21 protein-coding genes are annotated in these 16,795 nt (G+C 65.1%); 15 read left to right on the forward strand and 6 right to left on the reverse strand.

Going from position 1 to position 16,795, the window contains the following annotated elements:
- Positions 1-28 precede the first annotated feature (28 nt).
- The 14 genes from BLR66_RS07150 (at position 29) to BLR66_RS07210 (ending at position 10,608) form a co-directional block, all read left to right on the forward strand.
- Positions 29-1,468, forward strand: a complete 1,440-nt coding sequence (locus BLR66_RS07150) for an RNA polymerase factor sigma-54 (protein ID WP_093282196.1) — start codon at positions 29-31, stop codon at positions 1,466-1,468.
- Between the two features lie 168 nt (positions 1,469-1,636).
- Positions 1,637-1,954 (forward strand): ribosome hibernation-promoting factor, HPF/YfiA family, encoded by a 318-nt coding sequence (gene raiA / locus BLR66_RS07155; RefSeq protein ID WP_093282200.1) that lies wholly within the window; start codon positions 1,637-1,639, stop codon positions 1,952-1,954.
- A complete protein-coding gene (locus BLR66_RS19180; protein ID WP_176943786.1) occupies positions 1,944-2,114 on the forward strand; it encodes a hypothetical protein in 171 nt (56 codons plus the stop codon). The genes raiA and BLR66_RS19180 overlap by 11 nt, the downstream gene beginning before the upstream one ends.
- A 9-nt stretch (positions 2,115-2,123) precedes the next feature.
- Positions 2,124-2,588, forward strand: a complete 465-nt coding sequence (locus tag BLR66_RS07160) for a PTS sugar transporter subunit IIA (protein WP_093282204.1) — start codon at positions 2,124-2,126, stop codon at positions 2,586-2,588.
- A complete protein-coding gene (hprK, locus tag BLR66_RS07165) occupies positions 2,585-3,535 on the forward strand; it encodes an HPr(Ser) kinase/phosphatase (RefSeq protein ID WP_093282208.1) in 951 nt (316 codons plus the stop codon). Before BLR66_RS07160 ends, hprK begins: the two co-directional genes overlap by 4 nt.
- Positions 3,532-4,470, forward strand: a complete 939-nt coding sequence (gene rapZ, locus BLR66_RS07170) for an RNase adapter RapZ (protein WP_176943787.1) — start codon at positions 3,532-3,534, stop codon at positions 4,468-4,470. The genes hprK and rapZ overlap by 4 nt, the downstream gene beginning before the upstream one ends.
- Positions 4,471-4,505: 35 nt before the next feature.
- Positions 4,506-4,982: an RDD family protein gene (locus BLR66_RS07175; RefSeq protein ID WP_093282212.1), complete on the forward strand. Its 477-nt coding sequence runs from the start codon at positions 4,506-4,508 to the stop codon at positions 4,980-4,982.
- A 71-nt stretch (positions 4,983-5,053) separates the two neighbouring features.
- Entirely contained in the window at positions 5,054-5,446 is a 393-nt protein-coding gene (locus BLR66_RS07180; protein WP_093282217.1) for a PTS sugar transporter subunit IIA, read from the forward strand.
- Entirely contained in the window at positions 5,439-5,708 is a 270-nt protein-coding gene (locus BLR66_RS07185) for an HPr family phosphocarrier protein (RefSeq protein ID WP_093282223.1), read from the forward strand. The genes BLR66_RS07180 and BLR66_RS07185 overlap by 8 nt, the downstream gene beginning before the upstream one ends.
- 3 nt (positions 5,709-5,711) lie before the next feature.
- Entirely contained in the window at positions 5,712-7,430 is a 1,719-nt protein-coding gene (gene ptsP / locus BLR66_RS07190; RefSeq protein WP_093282228.1) for a phosphoenolpyruvate--protein phosphotransferase, read from the forward strand.
- A gap of 210 nt (positions 7,431-7,640) precedes the next feature.
- Complete coding sequence (mgtE, locus tag BLR66_RS07195; RefSeq protein WP_093282232.1) at positions 7,641-9,002, forward strand: magnesium transporter; 1,362 nt, start codon at positions 7,641-7,643, stop codon at positions 9,000-9,002.
- A gap of 109 nt (positions 9,003-9,111) precedes the next feature.
- Positions 9,112-9,348 (forward strand): hypothetical protein, encoded by a 237-nt coding sequence (locus BLR66_RS07200; RefSeq protein ID WP_093282236.1) that lies wholly within the window; start codon positions 9,112-9,114, stop codon positions 9,346-9,348.
- A 142-nt stretch (positions 9,349-9,490) separates the two neighbouring features.
- Positions 9,491-10,315, forward strand: coding sequence for a carboxylesterase family protein (locus tag BLR66_RS07205; RefSeq protein WP_255402329.1), 825 nt, complete (start codon positions 9,491-9,493; stop codon positions 10,313-10,315).
- A gap of 14 nt (positions 10,316-10,329) precedes the next feature.
- The gene (locus BLR66_RS07210; protein ID WP_093282242.1) at positions 10,330-10,608 is read left to right on the forward strand and encodes a hypothetical protein; all 279 of its coding nucleotides are present in this window, start codon (positions 10,330-10,332) and stop codon (positions 10,606-10,608) included.
- A 95-nt stretch (positions 10,609-10,703) separates the two neighbouring features.
- On the opposite strand, the gene BLR66_RS07215 is transcribed toward BLR66_RS07210, so the two are convergent.
- Genes BLR66_RS07215 through BLR66_RS07225 form a run of 3 tightly spaced genes read right to left on the reverse strand, consistent with a single transcriptional unit; the run spans position 10,704 to position 12,732 of the window.
- Complete coding sequence (locus tag BLR66_RS07215; protein WP_093282247.1) at positions 10,704-11,648, reverse strand: aspartate carbamoyltransferase catalytic subunit; 945 nt, start codon at positions 11,646-11,648, stop codon at positions 10,704-10,706.
- A gap of 60 nt (positions 11,649-11,708) precedes the next feature.
- The gene (gene ruvX / locus BLR66_RS07220; protein WP_093282253.1) at positions 11,709-12,155 is read right to left on the reverse strand and encodes a Holliday junction resolvase RuvX; all 447 of its coding nucleotides are present in this window, start codon (positions 12,153-12,155) and stop codon (positions 11,709-11,711) included.
- 10 nt (positions 12,156-12,165) lie between these two features.
- Positions 12,166-12,732: a YqgE/AlgH family protein gene (locus BLR66_RS07225; protein ID WP_093282258.1), complete on the reverse strand. Its 567-nt coding sequence runs from the start codon at positions 12,730-12,732 to the stop codon at positions 12,166-12,168.
- A gap of 46 nt (positions 12,733-12,778) precedes the next feature.
- Between BLR66_RS07225 and BLR66_RS07230 the strand changes: the two genes are divergently transcribed.
- Positions 12,779-13,321, forward strand: a complete 543-nt coding sequence (locus tag BLR66_RS07230; RefSeq protein ID WP_093282262.1) for a DNA-3-methyladenine glycosylase I — start codon at positions 12,779-12,781, stop codon at positions 13,319-13,321.
- 211 nt (positions 13,322-13,532) lie between these two features.
- Here BLR66_RS07230 and BLR66_RS07235 read toward each other — a convergent pair whose 3' ends face one another.
- From BLR66_RS07235 to BLR66_RS07245, 3 genes are all read right to left on the reverse strand, one after another.
- Positions 13,533-14,372, reverse strand: coding sequence for an NAD-dependent protein deacetylase (locus BLR66_RS07235; protein WP_255402331.1), 840 nt, complete (start codon positions 14,370-14,372; stop codon positions 13,533-13,535).
- A gap of 64 nt (positions 14,373-14,436) precedes the next feature.
- Entirely contained in the window at positions 14,437-15,567 is a 1,131-nt protein-coding gene (locus BLR66_RS07240; protein ID WP_093282270.1) for a PilT/PilU family type 4a pilus ATPase, read from the reverse strand.
- Positions 15,568-15,696: 129 nt separating this feature from the next.
- The gene (locus tag BLR66_RS07245) at positions 15,697-16,734 is read right to left on the reverse strand and encodes a type IV pilus twitching motility protein PilT (RefSeq protein ID WP_093282275.1); all 1,038 of its coding nucleotides are present in this window, start codon (positions 16,732-16,734) and stop codon (positions 15,697-15,699) included.
- Between the last annotated feature and the right edge of the window lie 61 nt (positions 16,735-16,795).

Below are 16,795 nucleotides of genomic sequence, written 5' to 3' on the forward strand. Positions count from 1 at the left end.
CGCGCACACTGTCTTTCGGATTGCGGAAATGAAGCCACGCCTCCAGACATCGCTGGGTCAGCAACTGGTCATGACGCCGCAACTGCGTCAGGCCATCCGCTTGCTGCAGATGTCCGCGGCCGAACTCGAGATCGAGATCACCGAAGCGGTGGAAACCAACCCCCTGCTGGATTGGGACGACAGCGCTCCCAGCGGCGACGATTCCGCGCCCGCCGACACCCCGCCCGAGGATCCGCGCGAAACCCCCGGCGACAACGACAGCGACGACTGGTCGCCCGACGAAGCGCCCTGGTCCATGGATGGCGTCAGTCACGGCAGCGGCGGCTCCTTCGACGACGACGACGATCAGGGCACGGCGGCCGAACGCGTCGCCGAAACCGAGACCCTGCAAGACCATCTGCTCTGGCAGCTCCATCTCTCGCACTTGTCGCCGCGCGACCGCAGGATCGGCGCTGCGCTGATCGACGCGCTGGAGGACGACGGCTACCTGCGCGAACCGCTGTCGGGCATCGCCGAGACGCTGCTTCCCGAAACGACCGCCGGCGAAGACGAAATCCTCACCGTATTGCACCAGCTGCAGCGCTTCGATCCGGTCGGCGTGGCCGCCCGCACCCTGGGCGAATGCCTGCACCTGCAACTGGCGGTGTTGAGCGAGGACACGCCCGGCAGAACGCTGGCCCTGCAGATTGTCGATGGCGCGTCGCTGGAACGCCTGCCGAAAAGCGGCATCGCAGGGCTGGCGGCCGAACTCAAGCGGCCGGTAGAGGAAGTGGAGGAAGTAGTACAGCTGCTACGCTCGCTCGACCCCAAGCCGGGGGCGCAGATCGGCGAGCTCACCCACGATACCTACGTGGTCCCCGATTGCGTGGTCTGGCGCCAGCGCGGCATCTGGCGCGCGGCGCTGGCCGGCAACAACCTGCCCCGGATCACCATCCATAGCGGTTACGAGCAGATGATCCGCAAATGCGGGGAGAACGACGCCGGCTACCTGCGCGGCCACCTGCAGGAAGCCCGCTGGCTGCTGAAGAGTCTGGAGGCCCGCGGCGACACCCTGCTCAAGGTCACCCGCTGCCTGTTGCGGCAGCAGGCCGGCTTCCTGGAATTCGGCGAGCAGGCCTTGCGGCCGCTGACTCTGCGGGAAGTGGCGACCGAGGTCGGCCTTCACGAATCCACGGTTTCACGCGCCATCGCCCGCAAGTACGTGCGTACCCCGCGTGGAACCTTGCCGTTGCGCGCGTTCTTCGCCTCCGGCGTCAGTACCGAGGGCGGCGGCGAAGCGTCCAGCATCGCCATCCAGTCGATGATCCGTCGCCTGATCGAAAGCGAGAATCCGCGCAAACCGCTGTCCGACGCCAAGCTGGCCGACCTGCTCAAGACCTCCGGCGTACCGGTGGCGCGCCGTACCGTGGCGAAGTATCGTGAAGCCATGGAGATACTTTCGTCGCACGAGCGCGTACGCATCGGTTGATAACGTTCCCATAAGGAGCCATGGTTCATCATGAACCGGAACGCTGAATTCCTTTCAGCGCCACTACGAACCCTCAAGGAGGCCGAACTTCATCCATCACCCGAGGTCACAGGCAAGGCAGTGTCACCCGCGAACAACGCGGCCCATCGAACCGTAAGGAGGTAAGCGATGCGTATCGAGACCCATGGCCAGCAGATCGAAGTCACCCCCGCGATGCGGGAGTACGTTGAAAGCAAGTTCAAGCGGCTTGAACGGCATTTCGACCAGCCACTGGAAGTCCGAGCCCAACTGGGCATACGCAAACCCGACTACCTCGCCGAAGCCACGCTCACTCTGGCCGGCCGCACTCTGCATGCCGACGCCGGCGCGGAAACCATGTACGCCGCCATCGATATCCTGGCCGACAAGCTGGACCGGCTGCTGTTGAAGCACAAGCAGAAGAAGATCGACAAGGAACGCGGGCCGCGCGGCGAAAATGCCGATTGACAGCGCTCCGATCGACGGCAGGCCGACTGACAGCACGATGATTGACAGCGCGTCGATTGACGGCATGTCGATTAACAGCACGCGGATGAAAAGCGCAGAGGAGGCAGCGGCCATCGCCGCCGCCTCTTTTCCGCCTTCGGTTATTTCCCGTATTTCCTGACCTTACCGCATGTCCCTTGCCGACCAGTTGGCGGACGTTCGCGCCTCCCTATTGAACGTGGCCGACCGCGAGGCGGTGCTGGAAGTGGCCGCCGATCTGCTGGCCTGCCGCCAGGCCGGCGCCGACGATCTTCGCGCCAGCCTGCAGGCGCGCGAAAAACTGGGCAGTACCGGCATCGGCCATGGCATCGCCATCCCGCACGGCCGCTCGGCTACGCTGGAAGCGCCACGAGGGGTTCTGCTGCGGCTGCAACCGGCGGTCGATTTCCACGCGGCCGACGGCCAGGACGTCGATCTGGTATTCGCGATGGCCGTGCCCGATCATTACACCCAGCAGCACCTCATACTGTTGTCGGAACTGGCCGAACGCTTTTCCGACGCGCACTTCCGCGCCGCGCTGCGCGACGCACCCGATGCGCAATCGATGCGTAAGCTGTTGCTGGACCCATCCCAACCACCCAAAGCCGCCGCATGACTACCAGCATCACCGCCCGAGAATTGTTCGACCAGCAGAAAGACAAGCTCGCCTTGCGCTGGCTGGCCGGGGCCGCTGGCGAGTGGCGCATGCTGGAAGCGGTGGACACCATCGCCCGCCGACCCTCGCTGGCCGGCTATCTCAATGCCATCTATCCCAACAAGGTGCAGATCCTGGGCAGCGAGGAACTGGCCTGGCTGGATTCGCTGGATTCGCGGCAACGCTGGGAAACCATCGAGAAGATCGTGCAGTACCGCCCGCTGGCGTTGGTGATCAGCAAAAACCAGTCCTGCCCCGAAGATCTGCGCGCGGCGGCAGAGGAATCGGAAACGCCCTTGTGGATCTCGCCCAAGCGCGGCCACGAACTGCTCAATCACCTTTCGTACCACATGGCCCGCACGCTGGCGCCGCGGGTGACGCTGCACGGCGTGTTCATGGAAATCTATTCGATCGGCGTGCTGATCACCGGCGAAGCCGGATCGGGCAAAAGCGAACTGGCGCTGGAACTGCTCAGCCGCGGCCATCGCCTGGTGGCCGACGATGCGCCCGAATTCACCCAGATCGCCCCGGACGTGCTCGACGGCACCTGCCCAGAGCTGTTGCAGGACCTGCTGGAAGTCCGCGGCCTGGGCGTACTGAACGTACGCGACATGTTCGGCGACACCGCCGTGAAGAAGAACAAATACCTGCGCCTGATAGTCCACCTCACCCGGCCCATGACCGAACCCAATCCGCACGGCTACGAACGCCTGACCGGCGACAGCGGCAGCCGCCACGTGCTGGACCTGGACGTGCCGCTGATCACCTTGCCGGTGATGCCCGGCCGCAACCTGGCCGTACTCACCGAGGCGGCCACGCGCCTGCATATCCTGCGCACCAAGGGCATCGACCCGGCGGCGATGTTCATCGCCCGCCACAGCAATCTGCTGGAACGCAGCACGCCATGAGCAGCGAACCTGGCGAGGACCCATCGCGCCAACCGCGCGAAGAAGATCAGGTGGACGCCCGGGCCGACGGTCCTGCGCCGACCGTGGTGATCGTCAGCGGGTTGTCCGGCTCGGGCAAGTCGGTCGCCCTGAAGACCTTCGAGGATCTGGACTACTACTGCGTCGACAATCTGCCGGTGGAACTGCTGCCCTCGTTCGTGCGCAGCCTGATGCGCGACAACGCGCTGCCGCAGAAGATCGCCGTGGGCATCGACGTGCGCAACCGCCACAGCGACCTGTCGAAACTGGCCCAATGGCGGGCCGGTGTGGCCGAACTGGGGCTGCACGGCACACTGCTGTTCTTCGACGCCAGCGACGAAGTGCTGCTGCGCCGTTATTCCGACACCCGCCGCAAGCACCCGCTGGCGCACTTCGGCCTGTCGTTGCCGGAATCCATTTCCCGCGAACGCGAGATCACCGCGCCTCTGCGCAGCGAAGCCGACGTGATCATCGACACCACCGCGCTCAACGTGCACCAGCTGCGGCGCAGGATCATCGCCGAGTTCGCGCTGAACAACGGCTCCTCGCTGTCGCTGTTGTTCGAGTCCTTCGCCTACAAGCGCGGGGTGCCGGCGGACGCCGATTTCGTGTTCGATGCGCGCGTACTGCCCAACCCGCACTGGAATCCGCTGCTGCGTCCGCTGTCCGGGCGCGACGCCGGCGTACGCGACTACCTGGATGCGCAACCGGAAGTCAGCGAATACGTCGGCCAGGTCAACGCCTTCCTCGACACCTGGCTGCCGCGCCTGCGCGGGGAAACGCGCAGCTACGTGACCATCGCCTTCGGCTGCACCGGCGGCAAGCACCGCTCCGTGTACTTGGCTGAGCGCCTGGCCGCGCACGCGCGCGAACAAGGCTGGGAAGAGGTGGCCACTTTCCATCGGGAACTGGACTGACTACGCTGTTCGTCCAATCCGCCGATGGACGCGTCATGGAAGACCGCAACCCTTACCAAGCCCCGTATTCGCCGCTCTACGGCGGCGTGTCCCGCCCGCGGCTCAGTCTGGACCCGGCAGGGAAATGGCGGCGCTTCTTCAACTGGCTGCTGGATTCGGCCGCGTACTACTTCCTCGCCGCGGCCGTAGGCTTCGCGGCAGTGCTCATCGGCGGCGACCCTGCTGCCGCCTGGATCGAGAGCCTGGGCTTCTGGGGCGAACAGGCGCTAGGCATGGCCATCATGCTGGCGTACTACATCCCGCAGGAAGCGGCCTTCGGCTTCACCCTGGGGAAACTCATCACCGGTACCCGGGTAGTGAATGAAAACGGCGAGAAGCCGACCTTCGTGCAGGCCGTCTTGCGCACCATCTGCAGGTTCATCCCTTTCGAAGCGTTCTCGGTATTGCTCACCGATCCTGCCCGCGGCTGGCACGACTCGCTGGCCAGGACCTACGTGGTCCGCAAGGCGTGACTACGCGGTGGGACGGGTTGTCCCATCGCTCCTGCTTCCAGCCCGTCATGTCCCTCTGCTAACGTTCCCGCATGGCCTGTGGCATTCTCCTGGTAACCCATCCCGGTATTGGCGCGTCGCTGCTGGCGGTCGCCACCGGTCTGTTACGGCAATTACCGCTGAAGACGGAGGCCTTCGAAGTTCCCTTCGATGCCGATTTCGAAGCCTTGCTGCCTCAGGCATCTTCCGCGTTGAGGCGTGTGGACAGCGGCGAAGGCGTGCTGGTGCTGACCGATCTCTACGGCGCCAGCCCCAGCAACCTGGCCGGCGAACTGGCCCGGTTGGGCACGCCGGTCAGGCGCGTTTCCGCGCTGAGCTTGCCGATGCTGCTGCGGGTGATGAATTATGCGGAACAGGGATTGGATCAACTGCCGGCGACAGCCGCCGCCGGCACACGCAATGGAGCCATAGTCGACGATGCTTGAACGCGAACTCACCGTTTCCAACCGCCTGGGGCTGCATGCCCGCGCCACCGCCAAGCTGGTGCAGGTGCTGTCGGCCTATCGCTGCAGCGCCACGCTGTCGGCCAAGGGGCGCGAGGTCAACGCCAAGAGCATCATGGGCGTGATGCTGCTGGCCGCCGGCCAGGGCACGCCGGTGACCGTGCGCGTGGATGGCGAGGGCGAGGCCGAGGCGCTGGAAGCCGTGGCAGCGCTGTTCGAGCGACGATTCGACGAGGAAACCTGACCGGTGCGCCTGCAACTCCCCGGTCATGGCGCATCGCGCGGCAGCGCGCTGGGACGTGCCCGAGTGAGGTTGCCGCATGCGCTGGAAGTGGTCGAGCAGCGCATCGCCGCCAACGCAGTGGAGAAAGAACTGCAGCGCCTGCATGATGCGGTGGATTCCACCCGTGGCGAGATGCACACCCTGCGCGAACGCCTCCACGGCGCGCTGGTCAAGGAAGTCGGCGAGTTCCTCGATTTGCACGCCTTGCTGCTGGACGATCCGGAACTGCTGCACGGCCTGGACGAGTTGATCCGCGCCGGCCGCTATACCGCCGACTACGCCTTGCGCCTGCAACGCGACCGCCTGGCCGCTGTTTTCGACGGCATGGACGACCTCTACCTGAAGAGCCGCATGGACGATCTGGACCATGTGATCGGCCGCATCCACGCGCATTTGCACAAGCGTTCCAGCGGACCGAAGGGCGTAGCCGGCGACATCCTGATCAGCGACAACGTGGCGCCGTCGGAACTGGCCCAGCTGCAGGCCCAGGGCGTGGTCGCCATCGTCACCGCGGCCGGCAGCACGCTTTCGCACAGCGCCATCCTGGCGCGCAGCCTGCACATGCCGCTGGTGGTGGGCGCCACCAAAGCCCTGCAGAAGATCAACGACGGCGATGTACTGATCGTCGATGGCGCCAGCGGCACGGTGGTTATCGAACCCGGCCCCGACGATCTTCGCGCCTACCGTCAGCGCCTGCGCGAACTGGCCAAGGAACAGCGGGAACTAGGACGCCTGCGTTCCAAACCCACGCGCACCCAGGACGGCGTGGACATCGTCCTGCTGGCCAACGCCGAATCGGGCGAGGACGTGGCGCAGGCGCATTCCCTGGGCGCTTCCGGGCTGGGGCTGTACCGCACCGAGTTCCTGTTCCTGCAACGCAACGAATTGCCCGACGAAGAAGAACAGTTCCGCGTCTACCGCGACGTGGTGCTGGGAATGAGCGGCCGGCCGGTGACCATCCGCACGCTGGATCTGGGCGCCGACAAAGCCGACCGCACCGGGCTGACGTTGGACAACGAGGACAATCCGGCCCTGGGCCTGCGCGGCGTGCGCCTGTCGCTGACTCATGGCGAACTGTTCGACACCCAGTTGCGCGCCATCGTGCGCGCCTCCGGTTACGGGCCCGTACGCGTGCTGGTGCCGATGGTCAGCAACCGCGAAGAGATGCTGGCCGTGCGCAAGCGCTTGAAGCGCGTCGCCGACAAGCTGCGCAAGCAGGGCGCGGAAGTGGCCGACGACATCCCGCTGGGCGCGATGATCGAAGTGCCCGCCGCGGCGATCGCGCTGTATGCCTTCGTGGACATCGTGGATTTTATTTCCATCGGCACCAACGACCTGGTGCAGTACCTGCTGGCGGCCGACCGCAACAACGATGCGCTGGGCGAACTGTATTCGCCGCTGAATCCCGGCGTCGTCCGCCTGCTCAAACACATCATCAACGTAGCCAACGAACACGATACGCCGGTGGCGGTCTGCGGCGAGATCGCAGGCGACGCGGCGCTGGCGCCGTTGCTGCTTGCGCTGGGCCTGACCGAGTTCAGCCTGCATCCGGCGACCTTGCTGGAAGTGCGCCGCGCCATCCGGGATTCCGACCTTGGCGAACTCAAGTCCCGGACCGACAAGCTGCTGCAGGCGCGCGATCGCGCCGGCATCGAAGCCTGGCTCAAAGCCGCCTCTTCGTAGGAGCTGCGTAAGCTGCGACTGAATACCCGCAGTCAGTGATCGGCTTGGCTGCATACGGTCGCAGCTTACGCAGCTCCTACGTGCCTGCCGATGCGCAGGCAATCCGCAAAAGGGTGTCCATTGTCCTGCTAGCGGGGGATAATGCGCGCATGAACACCTGACCTGCCGCCTCCCTCACGGAAGTGGCTTCACCGCTACCGGGAGTCGCGCATGGCTGAAGCCGTCCGCCACGACAAGACCGCGCGCCAACTGCGCCTGCTGTCCGACGCACTGGACAGCGGCCGGCTGGGCCCTGTGCGGCGCCTGATCAACACCCTGGCCCCTGCGGAGATCGGCAACCTGCTGGAATCGCTGCCGCCCGGCAAGCGCGAAGTGGTGTGGGGACTGGTGGACGCCGAGGACGACGGCGAAGTGCTGGTGCACGTCGGCGACGAAGTGCGCGAAAGCCTGCTGGCCGACATGGACCCGGACGAGATCATCGCCGCGGTCGAAGACCTGGACATCGACGATCTGGCCGATCTGGTGGAAGACCTGCCGGACACGGTCATCGACGAAGTCCTCAAGTCGATGGACCGCGAGAACCGCGAGCGGCTCGAGCAGGTCCTGTCCTACCCGGAAGACACCGCCGGCCGCTTGATGAATCCCGACGTGGTCACCGTGCGCGCCGACGTCAACGTGGACGTAGTGCTGCGCTACCTGCGCCTGCGCGGCGAACTGCCCGACCACACCGACCATCTGTTCGTGGTCAGCCGCCGCCACCAGTACCTGGGGCGTCTGTCGCTGGCCTCGCTGGTCACCCACGACGACAGCACCCCGATCAATCGCCTGATCGACGACGAGCAGCCGGCCATCGCGGTGGAGGATTCCGCCGATGCGGTGGCGCGCCAGTTCACCGACCACGACTGGATCTCCGCCCCGGTGGTGGACGACAACAACATCCTGCTGGGCCGCATCACCATCGACGACGTGGTCGACATCATCCGCGAACAGGCCGAACACCAGGCCCTGGGCGCCGCGGGTCTGGACGAGGATGAAGATCTCTTCAGCCCGGTCGCACGCGCGTTCCGCCGCCGCCTGACCTGGTTGGGCATCAACCTGGGCACCGCGTTCCTGGCCTCTTCGGTGGTCGGCCGTTTCGAAGGCACCATCGAGAAGATCGTCGCGCTGGCCGTGCTGATGCCGATAGTGGCCGGCATGGGCGGCAACGCCGGCACCCAGGTGCTGGCGCTGATGGTGCGAGGCCTGGCACTTGGACAGGTAGGCGCGTCCAACGTGCGCGTCTTGCTGTGGAAGGAGTTGCGGGTGGCGCTGATGAACGGCCTGAGCCTGGGCCTGGTGCTGGGCGTCATCGTGTTCCTGTGGTTCCAGGACCTTCCGCTTTCGCTGGTGATCGGCAGCGCGCTGACCATCAATCTGCTGTCGGCCGCGACCGCCGGCGTGCTGGTGCCGCTGACGCTCAAGCGCCTGGGTTTCGATCCTGCCTTGGCCGGTGGAGTCATTCTGACCACGGTCACGGACGTGATGGGTTTCCTGAGTTTCCTGGGCCTGGCGACGGCGGTGCTGCTGCACTGAGCTCCCCCACGCCTCGAGCACCGCGATGCTGCGCCAGCACAATCGGCCGCTCCCGCACTGGGTAGAATGTTCCAGCCTTCATCCGAAGGCTACTCTGGGGAGTTCGAATATGTTCTGGATTGGCGCGCTGCTCTGCATCGTCGGTGGCTTGTGGATCGTGGTGAATGCGTTCAAGGAAAGCATCTGGTGGGGCCTCGGTAGCCTGATCATTCCTCTGGTCGGATTGATCTTCGCCATCATGAATTTCGCCGAGAACAAGATTCCGCTGTTGCTGTATGTGATCGGCATCGTCGTGCTATTCGTGGGCGGCGCATTCTCCGGCCAGGCGCCGGTGGTCGCGCCCTGATCTCCGGCGCATCGCCCGCGATCCGGCTCGCGATCGCAGGCGATACCACCAGATAGCGGACCGAAGACCCCACCCCGGGATTACCGCAGGTTCATGCGCTGGCCTCCGGCTGGCGCAAACTATCGCTTCCGCATGAACCGCCATGAAGGACTTCCGCATGCCCGCCTTGCGCAACCGTTCACTGACAGGATCGATACTGATGCTGGCCCTCGCCTTCCTTGCTGGTTGCACAACCATCCCCAAGCCCGCGGTCGGCGCACGATTTATCGAGCGGGAGATCGTCAGTGACGGCGTGCGGCATCGCTATCAGGTGTTCGTGCCTGCCGCGCATGCGCGCGAATCCGGAAAGCTCCCGGTAATCCTGTTCCTGCATGGCTCCGGCGAGCGCGGCTCGGACAACAATATCCAGCTCGATGCCGGCCTGGGGCCGTATGTGCGTCAGCATATGGAGGATTTCCCTGCCCTGGTCGTTTTCCCGCAGGTCGAAGAGAACGGGGAATGGATGGGCGCCAACGTCGACATGGCATTGGCCGCCCTGGAAGCGGCGACCAGGGAATTCAACGGCGATCCCCAGCGCGCCTATCTCACCGGCTTGTCGATGGGCGGCTACGGCACCTGGGAAACGGCGCTCAAGGCGCCGAACCGATTCGCCGCGCTGGTCCCGATCTGCGGCGCGATCCTGGCGCCCGGCGGCGGACGGGCGCTTTACGTCACCGAAGTGGCCAACGCGCCCGACCCCTATGCCGCTCTGGCTTCCAGGCTGAAACATGTGCCGATCTGGATTTTCCACGGCGCCAAGGACGACGTGGTGCTGCCGGACGACGACCGCAAGACCTTCGCCGCGCTCAAGGCGGTTGGCGCCGACGTGCAATACACCGAATTCCCGGACGAAAACCACAACTCCTGGGACGCTACCTACCGCCACGACGCCATGTGGAAGTGGCTGTTCGCGCAGCGCAAGGATTGAGGCAGCACCCGGCCATGGCGGAAATCATCCGCAACTATTTCACCCCGGGTTGGCGGACCGACCGCATCAGCTGCGTATGCGGATGGGAAGGCGACTCCGCCAAGATGCGGATGGAGCTGCACGAAGAAGTGACGGACTACGCCTGCCCGGCCTGCGAGAGCACTTTGCTGATCGTGTCGCACCCGGACATCGATCAAGTCCGGCAAGCGGCTGCCGACGGCAATGCGGAAGCGCAACAGCAGCTGGCGCTGGTGGAAGAAGCGCTGGCCCTGCACGGCAAGGGCGATCGCTGACGTTTCCCAGGGGCCGGCGTAGGAGCGACGTGAGTCGCGAATATCGGACCGAAATATCCGCGGTTTCGCGACTCACGTCGCTCCTACGCCGGCACTTAGGCGAGCAACGATTCCAGCACGGCCATGCGGATAGCGACGCCGTTGCTCACTTGGCGCAGTACCAACGATTGCGGTCCATCGGCGACCTCGTCCGTGATTTCCACGCCCCGGTTGATCGGCCCCGGATGCAGAACGACCGCATCCGCAGCGGCACGGCGCAGACGCGCGGCGGTCAGGCCGTAATGGGCGTGGTAATCGTCCAGCGACGCCACCAGCCCTTCTTCCATGCGTTCGCGCTGCAGGCGCAGCATCATCACCGCATCCACGCCTTCGAGCATGGCGTCGAAATCCTCGCCCTGGGTGCAGCCGGCGAGCGTGCCGTCGTCCGGCAGCAGCGAGGACGGTCCGCACACGCGGATCTCGCCGGCCCCCAGCGTGCGCAATGCATGCAGGTCAGACCGCGCCACCCGCGAATGCTTCACGTCGCCGACGATAAGCACCTTGAGTTTCGAAAAATCGGCGCCCTTGGCCTGGCGCAGGGTCAGCGCATCCAGCAGGCCCTGGGTGGGATGCGCACTACGTCCGTCGCCGGCATTGATGATGGTGGTGCCCTCGCCCGCCTGCGCTGCCAGCGCTTCGGCCGCGCCGTCCTCGGGGTGGCGCACGACGAAGCCGCGCACGCCCATCGCCTCCAGGTTCTTGAGCGTATCCAGCGCGGTCTCGCCCTTGCGCGCGGAAGAAGTCGATGCGTCGAAGTTGATCACGTCCGCGCCCAGCCGCTGCGCCGCGATCTGGAAGGAGCTGCGCGTGCGCGTGGACGGCTCGAAGAACAGCGTACAGATGGTGGTGCCGAACAGCGAATTGCGCTTCTGCGTGCGCCCCAGCGCGGCATCGCGGATCTGGCCGGCGCGATCGAGCAGCCGGCACAAGGTTTCTTTCGGCAATCCTTCCAGTGTCAGCAGGTGGAGCAGGCGTCCGTCCGAATCGAGTTGTTGGGTCATGCATCAGTTCCAGGTCGTGAAGCCAATTGTTCCTTCTCCCTCTGGGAGAAGGATAAGAAGCTAAATCCGTGTCGCATCGTGCGGAGCCGCCAGCCAGCGTTCGATGATCACCGCAGCGGCCACCGCATCCAGCGCCACCGCATCGCGACGGCGCTTGCGGCCTTCGGCACGGTCCAGCGCGAAACGTTGCGCGGCTTCCACCGAACTGGAGCGTTCGTCCACCAGCACCACCGGCAATTGGTAGCGCGCCTGCAGTTCGCGTGCGAAAGCGTGGGCGCGCTGGCGGATGGGCTGGTCGCCGCCTTCCAGGGTCATCGGATCGCCCACCACCAGGCCGTCCGGACGCCATTCCGCGCGAAGTTTGTCGATCGCCTGCCAGTCCGGACCGTTGCCGTGCACGTCGATCACGGCCAGCGCACGCGCGCCGTTGCCGAAAGCGCTGCCCACCGCCACGCCGATGCGCTTGGCGCCGACGTCGAACCCCAGCACCGTGCCGTCCAGCTTCATGGCCGCCCGCTCATGCGTGCCCGCTGTAGTCGGTCACGCGGGTGATGTCCACGCCGATGCGTCCGCCCGCGGCGTGCCAGCGTTGCTCCAAAGGCAGCGCGAACAGCAATTCGTAGTCGGCCGGCGCGGTGAGCCAGCTGTTCTCGCCCAACTCGTATTCCAGCTGTCCGGCGCCCCAGCCGGCGCAGCCCAGCGCGACCACGACATGCTCGGGGCCGGCGCCTTCGGCCATCGCTTCCAGGATGTCGCGCGAAGTAGTCAGCGCCAGTCCGTCGCCGATCGCCAGGGTGGAATCCCACTGGCGGCCGCCGTCGTGCAAAACGAATCCCCGTTCCGGATGCACCGGACCGCCGTTCAACACGATCTGGTTGCCCAACGCAGGATCGCGCGCTTCCAGGTTCATCTGCGCCAGTACGTCGCCCAGGGTGTACTCCGAAGCGCGGTTGACCACCACGCCCATCGCGCCCTCTTCGTCGTGCTGGCAGATCAGCGCCACGCTGCGCGCGAAATGCGGGTCGTTCAGCGCCGGCAGCGCGATCAGCAGCTGGTTGGAGAACTTGGCGGAAATCGCGGACATGCGCCCATTCTAGAGCCTCGTATCGCTTCCGGGTTAACCTGTGGCCATGACGACTTACTGCGATTTCGCGCCCAGCCACCCGGTCCACGGCCCCTACCACGACCGGGAATACGGCTTCCCGCAAACCGGGGAATCGGACCTGTTCGAACGCCTGATCCTGGAAATCAACCAGGCCGGCCTCAGCTGGGAAACCATCCTGAAGAAACGCCAGGGTTTCCAAACCGCCTACAGCGGCTTCGACGTGGACAAAGTGGCCCGCTACGGCGAAAAGGACCGCGCCCGCCTGCTCGCCGACGCCGGCATCATCCGCAACCGGCTGAAGGTCGATGCCGCCATCCACAATGCGCAGGTCATCCGCGGCCTGCGCAAGTCCCACGGCGGATTCTCGCAATGGCTGGAGGCGCACCATCCGCTGTCCAAGGCCGAATGGGTGAAGCTGTTCAAGAAGACCTTCCGCTTCACCGGCGGGGAGATCACCGGGGAGTTCCTGATGAGTCTGGGCTACTTGCCCGGCGCGCATCGGGAAGACTGCCCCGCGTTCAAGCGCGCGGCCAAGCACAAACCTGCCTGGATGCGGAAAATCAAATAACTCTGATCCGATACGACAAGTGGTCAACCCCCCTCCCGCTTGCGGCGCCCAAAGGGTGTGCAAGGCTGAGAGGGTGCCGAAGGCGGGTGAGGGTGCCGCCGAAGCCAGCCAGCTCAAAGCTGCCCTCATCCGGCGCTACGCGCCACCCTCAACCGCTTGAGGCGGCTTCGATCCCGCAAGCGGGAGAAGGGCTCCTTGTTTTGCGTTGCGCTTAGGTACTCAGAGCACCGTGCAACGTCGCCGCACAATCCGCTTCGATCTTCAGCGACGCCAAATCGTCCGCGCGCGTGCGGCCCTGATTGAGGAGTGCGATGGGCTGCCCCGCCTCATGCGCCATCCGCGCAAAGCGAAATCCCGAATAGACCATCAGCGACGACCCCACCACCAGCAGCGCATCGGACTGCCCCAGCGCGGCGCGCGCCTGCTCGTAGCGCGCTCTCGGCACGTTCTCGCCGAAGAACACCACATCAGGCTTCAGCATGCCGCCGCAGGCTTCGCAGGCGGGTACGCGGAAGTGGCCGAAATCGCGGCCTTCGAGGTCGGCATCGCCGTCGGGCGCGGCCTCGGCGCTCAGTCCGGCCCATTGCGGATTTTCCCGCGCCAACCGCTCCTGCACCTGCGCGCGTGCGTAGCGAATGGCGCAATGCAGGCATACGACCTCGTCGATGCGTCCGTGCAAGTCGATGACTTCAGTGCTGCCGGCGCGCTCATGCAAGCCGTCCACATTCTGGGTGACCAGGCGCGAGATCCAGCCGGCGGACTGCGCGCCCGCCAACGCGCGATGCGCCGCATTGGGCTCGGCGCGCGAGACGATCGGCCAACCGATGAAACTGCGCGCCCAATAGCGCGCGTTGACCGCGGGGTCTTCGACGAAATCCCTATAGTTCACCGGCGGCGTGCGCTTCCATCCGCCCAGAGCGTCGCGGTAGTCGGGAATGCCCGAGCCGGTGCTGCAGCCGGCGCCGGTCAGCACGAACACGTGCCGGTAACCGTCCAGCCAGCGCCGCAGTTTCGCGGCCGCCTCGCCGCTGTCGGGGTGCAGATCGATCATGCGCCGATTGTCCATGAAAAAAGGGCGGTCGCCCGCCCTTCGTTCGCAATTCCGAAGCGGCGGATCAGCGCGCCTCGGCGATCTCCACCCCGTCCAGCCCCTGCGCCAGCGTGCGCGCGTCGCCGCCCTGGGCCAGCTTGATGCGCAGGCGCACCTCGTTCTGGGAGTCGGCGAAGCGCAGGGCGTCTTCGTAGCTGATTTCGCCGGCCTGATAGAGCTCGAACAGGCTCTGGTCGAAGGTCTTCATGCCCAGGTTGGTCGATTCCTTCATCACTTCCTTGAGCTTGTGGATTTCGCCCTCGCGGATGTAATCCTGGATCAACGGCGTACCCAGCATGATCTCCATCGCCACCCGGCGCGCCTTGCCGTCGGGTGTGGGGATGAGCTGCTGGGCGACCACGCCCTTCAGGTTCAGCGAAAGATCCATCAGCAGCTGGCCGCGGCGGTCTTCAGGGAAGAAGTTGATCACGCGGTCCATGGCCTGGTTGGCGTTGTTGGCGTGCAGCGTGCACAGCACCAGGTGGCCGGTTTCGGCGAAAGCAATGGCGTGGTCCATGCCCTCGCGGGTGCGCACCTCGCCGATCATGATCACGTCCGGCGCCTGGCGCAGGGTGTTCTTCAGCGCGTTGTCCCAGCTGTCGGTGTCTATGCCCACTTCGCGCTGGGTGATGATGCAACCCTCGTGCTTGTGCACGAATTCGATCGGGTCTTCGATGGTGATGATGTGGCCGGTGGAATTCTGGTTGCGGTAGCCGATCATCGCCGCCAGCGAAGTGGATTTACCGGTACCGGTGGCGCCGACGAAGATGATGATGCCGCGCTTGGTCATGGCCAGCGTCTTGATGATCGGCGGCAGGTTCAGTTCTTCCACGGTGGGAATGCGCGCCTCGATGCGGCGCAGGACCATGCCCACCTGGTTGCGCTGGTAGAAGCAGCTGACGCGGAAGCGGCCCACGCCGGCCACGCCGATGGCGAAATTGCACTCGTGGGTCTTTTCGAATTCCTCGCGCTGGGCCGGCGTCATCACGTTCAGCACCAGGTCGCGGCTCTGCTGCGAGGTCAGCGGCGTCTGCGTGATCGGCGAGATCTTGCCGTTCACCTTGATCGACGGCGGCATGCCGGAGGTGATGAACAGGTCCGAGGCCTTCTGGTGGGCCATCAGCTTGAGGAACGAAGTGAAATCGATGGTGCTCATGGGTGGCTCCTATGGAGCCGGGATTGGGGATTGGGGATTGGGGATTCGCAACAACTACAGCGAACCCCACCCATGTCCCTTTGCCGGCTTTTTTGCGAATCCCGAATCTCGAATCCCGCGTCTTTTCGATTATTCGAACAGGCGCTTGTCCTTGGCGTATTCCTTGGCCTGGTGGCGCGTGATCAGCGAACGCTTCACCAGATCCTGCAAATGCTGGTCCAGGGTCATCATGCCGCTCTGCTGGCCGGTCTGGATGGCCGAGTACATCTGCGCCACCTTGTCCTCGCGGATCAGGTTGCGGATGGCCGGGGTGCCGACCATGATTTCCCATGCCGCCGTACGGCCGCCGCCGACCTTCTTCAACAGCGCCTGCGAAATCACCGCCCGCAGCGATTCGGACAGCATCGAGCGCACCATCGGCTTTTCGCCGGCCGGGAACACGTCGATGATGCGGTCGATGGTCTTGGCCGCCGAGCTGGTGTGCAGGGTGGCGAACACCAGGTGTCCGGTTTCCGCGGCAGTCAGCGCCAGGCGGATGGTTTCCAGGTCGCGCAACTCGCCGACCAGGATGATGTCGGGATCTTCGCGCAACGCCGAGCGCAGCGCCTCGTTGAAGCCGTGCGTGTCGCGGTGCACTTCGCGCTGGTTGATCAGGCACTTCTGCGAGGTATGCACGAACTCGATCGGATCCTCGACGCTGAGGATATGGCCGTACTCGTTCTTGTTGATGTGGTCGATCATCGCGGCCAGCGTGGTCGACTTGCCCGAGCCGGTAGGACCGGTGACCAGGATCAGGCCCTGCGGCTGTTCGATCAGCTGCTTGAACAACGGCGGGCAGCCCAGGTCTTCCAGGGTCAGCACTTCCGAAGGAATAGTGCGGAACACGGCGCCGGCGCCGCGGTTCTGGTTGAACGCGTTGACGCGGAAGCGCGCCAGGCTGGGAATCTCGAAGGAGAAGTCGACCTCGAGGAATTCCTCGTAGTCGCGGCGCTGCTTGTCCGACATGATGTCGTAGACCAGCGAATGCACCTGCTTGTGGTCCAGCGCCGGAATGTTGATGCGGCGCACATCGCCGTCCACCCGGATCATCGGCGGCAAGCCGGCCGACAGATGCAGGTCGGAGGCTTTGTTCTTGACCGAGAACGCCAGAAGTTCGGCGATATCCATACGCTGCTTTCCCCAAAATTGCTGCGACAGCTGGAACGATACATCCCCGAGAGGCAGTATA

This window comes from Pseudoxanthomonas sp. CF125, assembly GCF_900104085.1.
Classification (GTDB): domain Bacteria; phylum Pseudomonadota; class Gammaproteobacteria; order Xanthomonadales; family Xanthomonadaceae; genus Pseudoxanthomonas_A.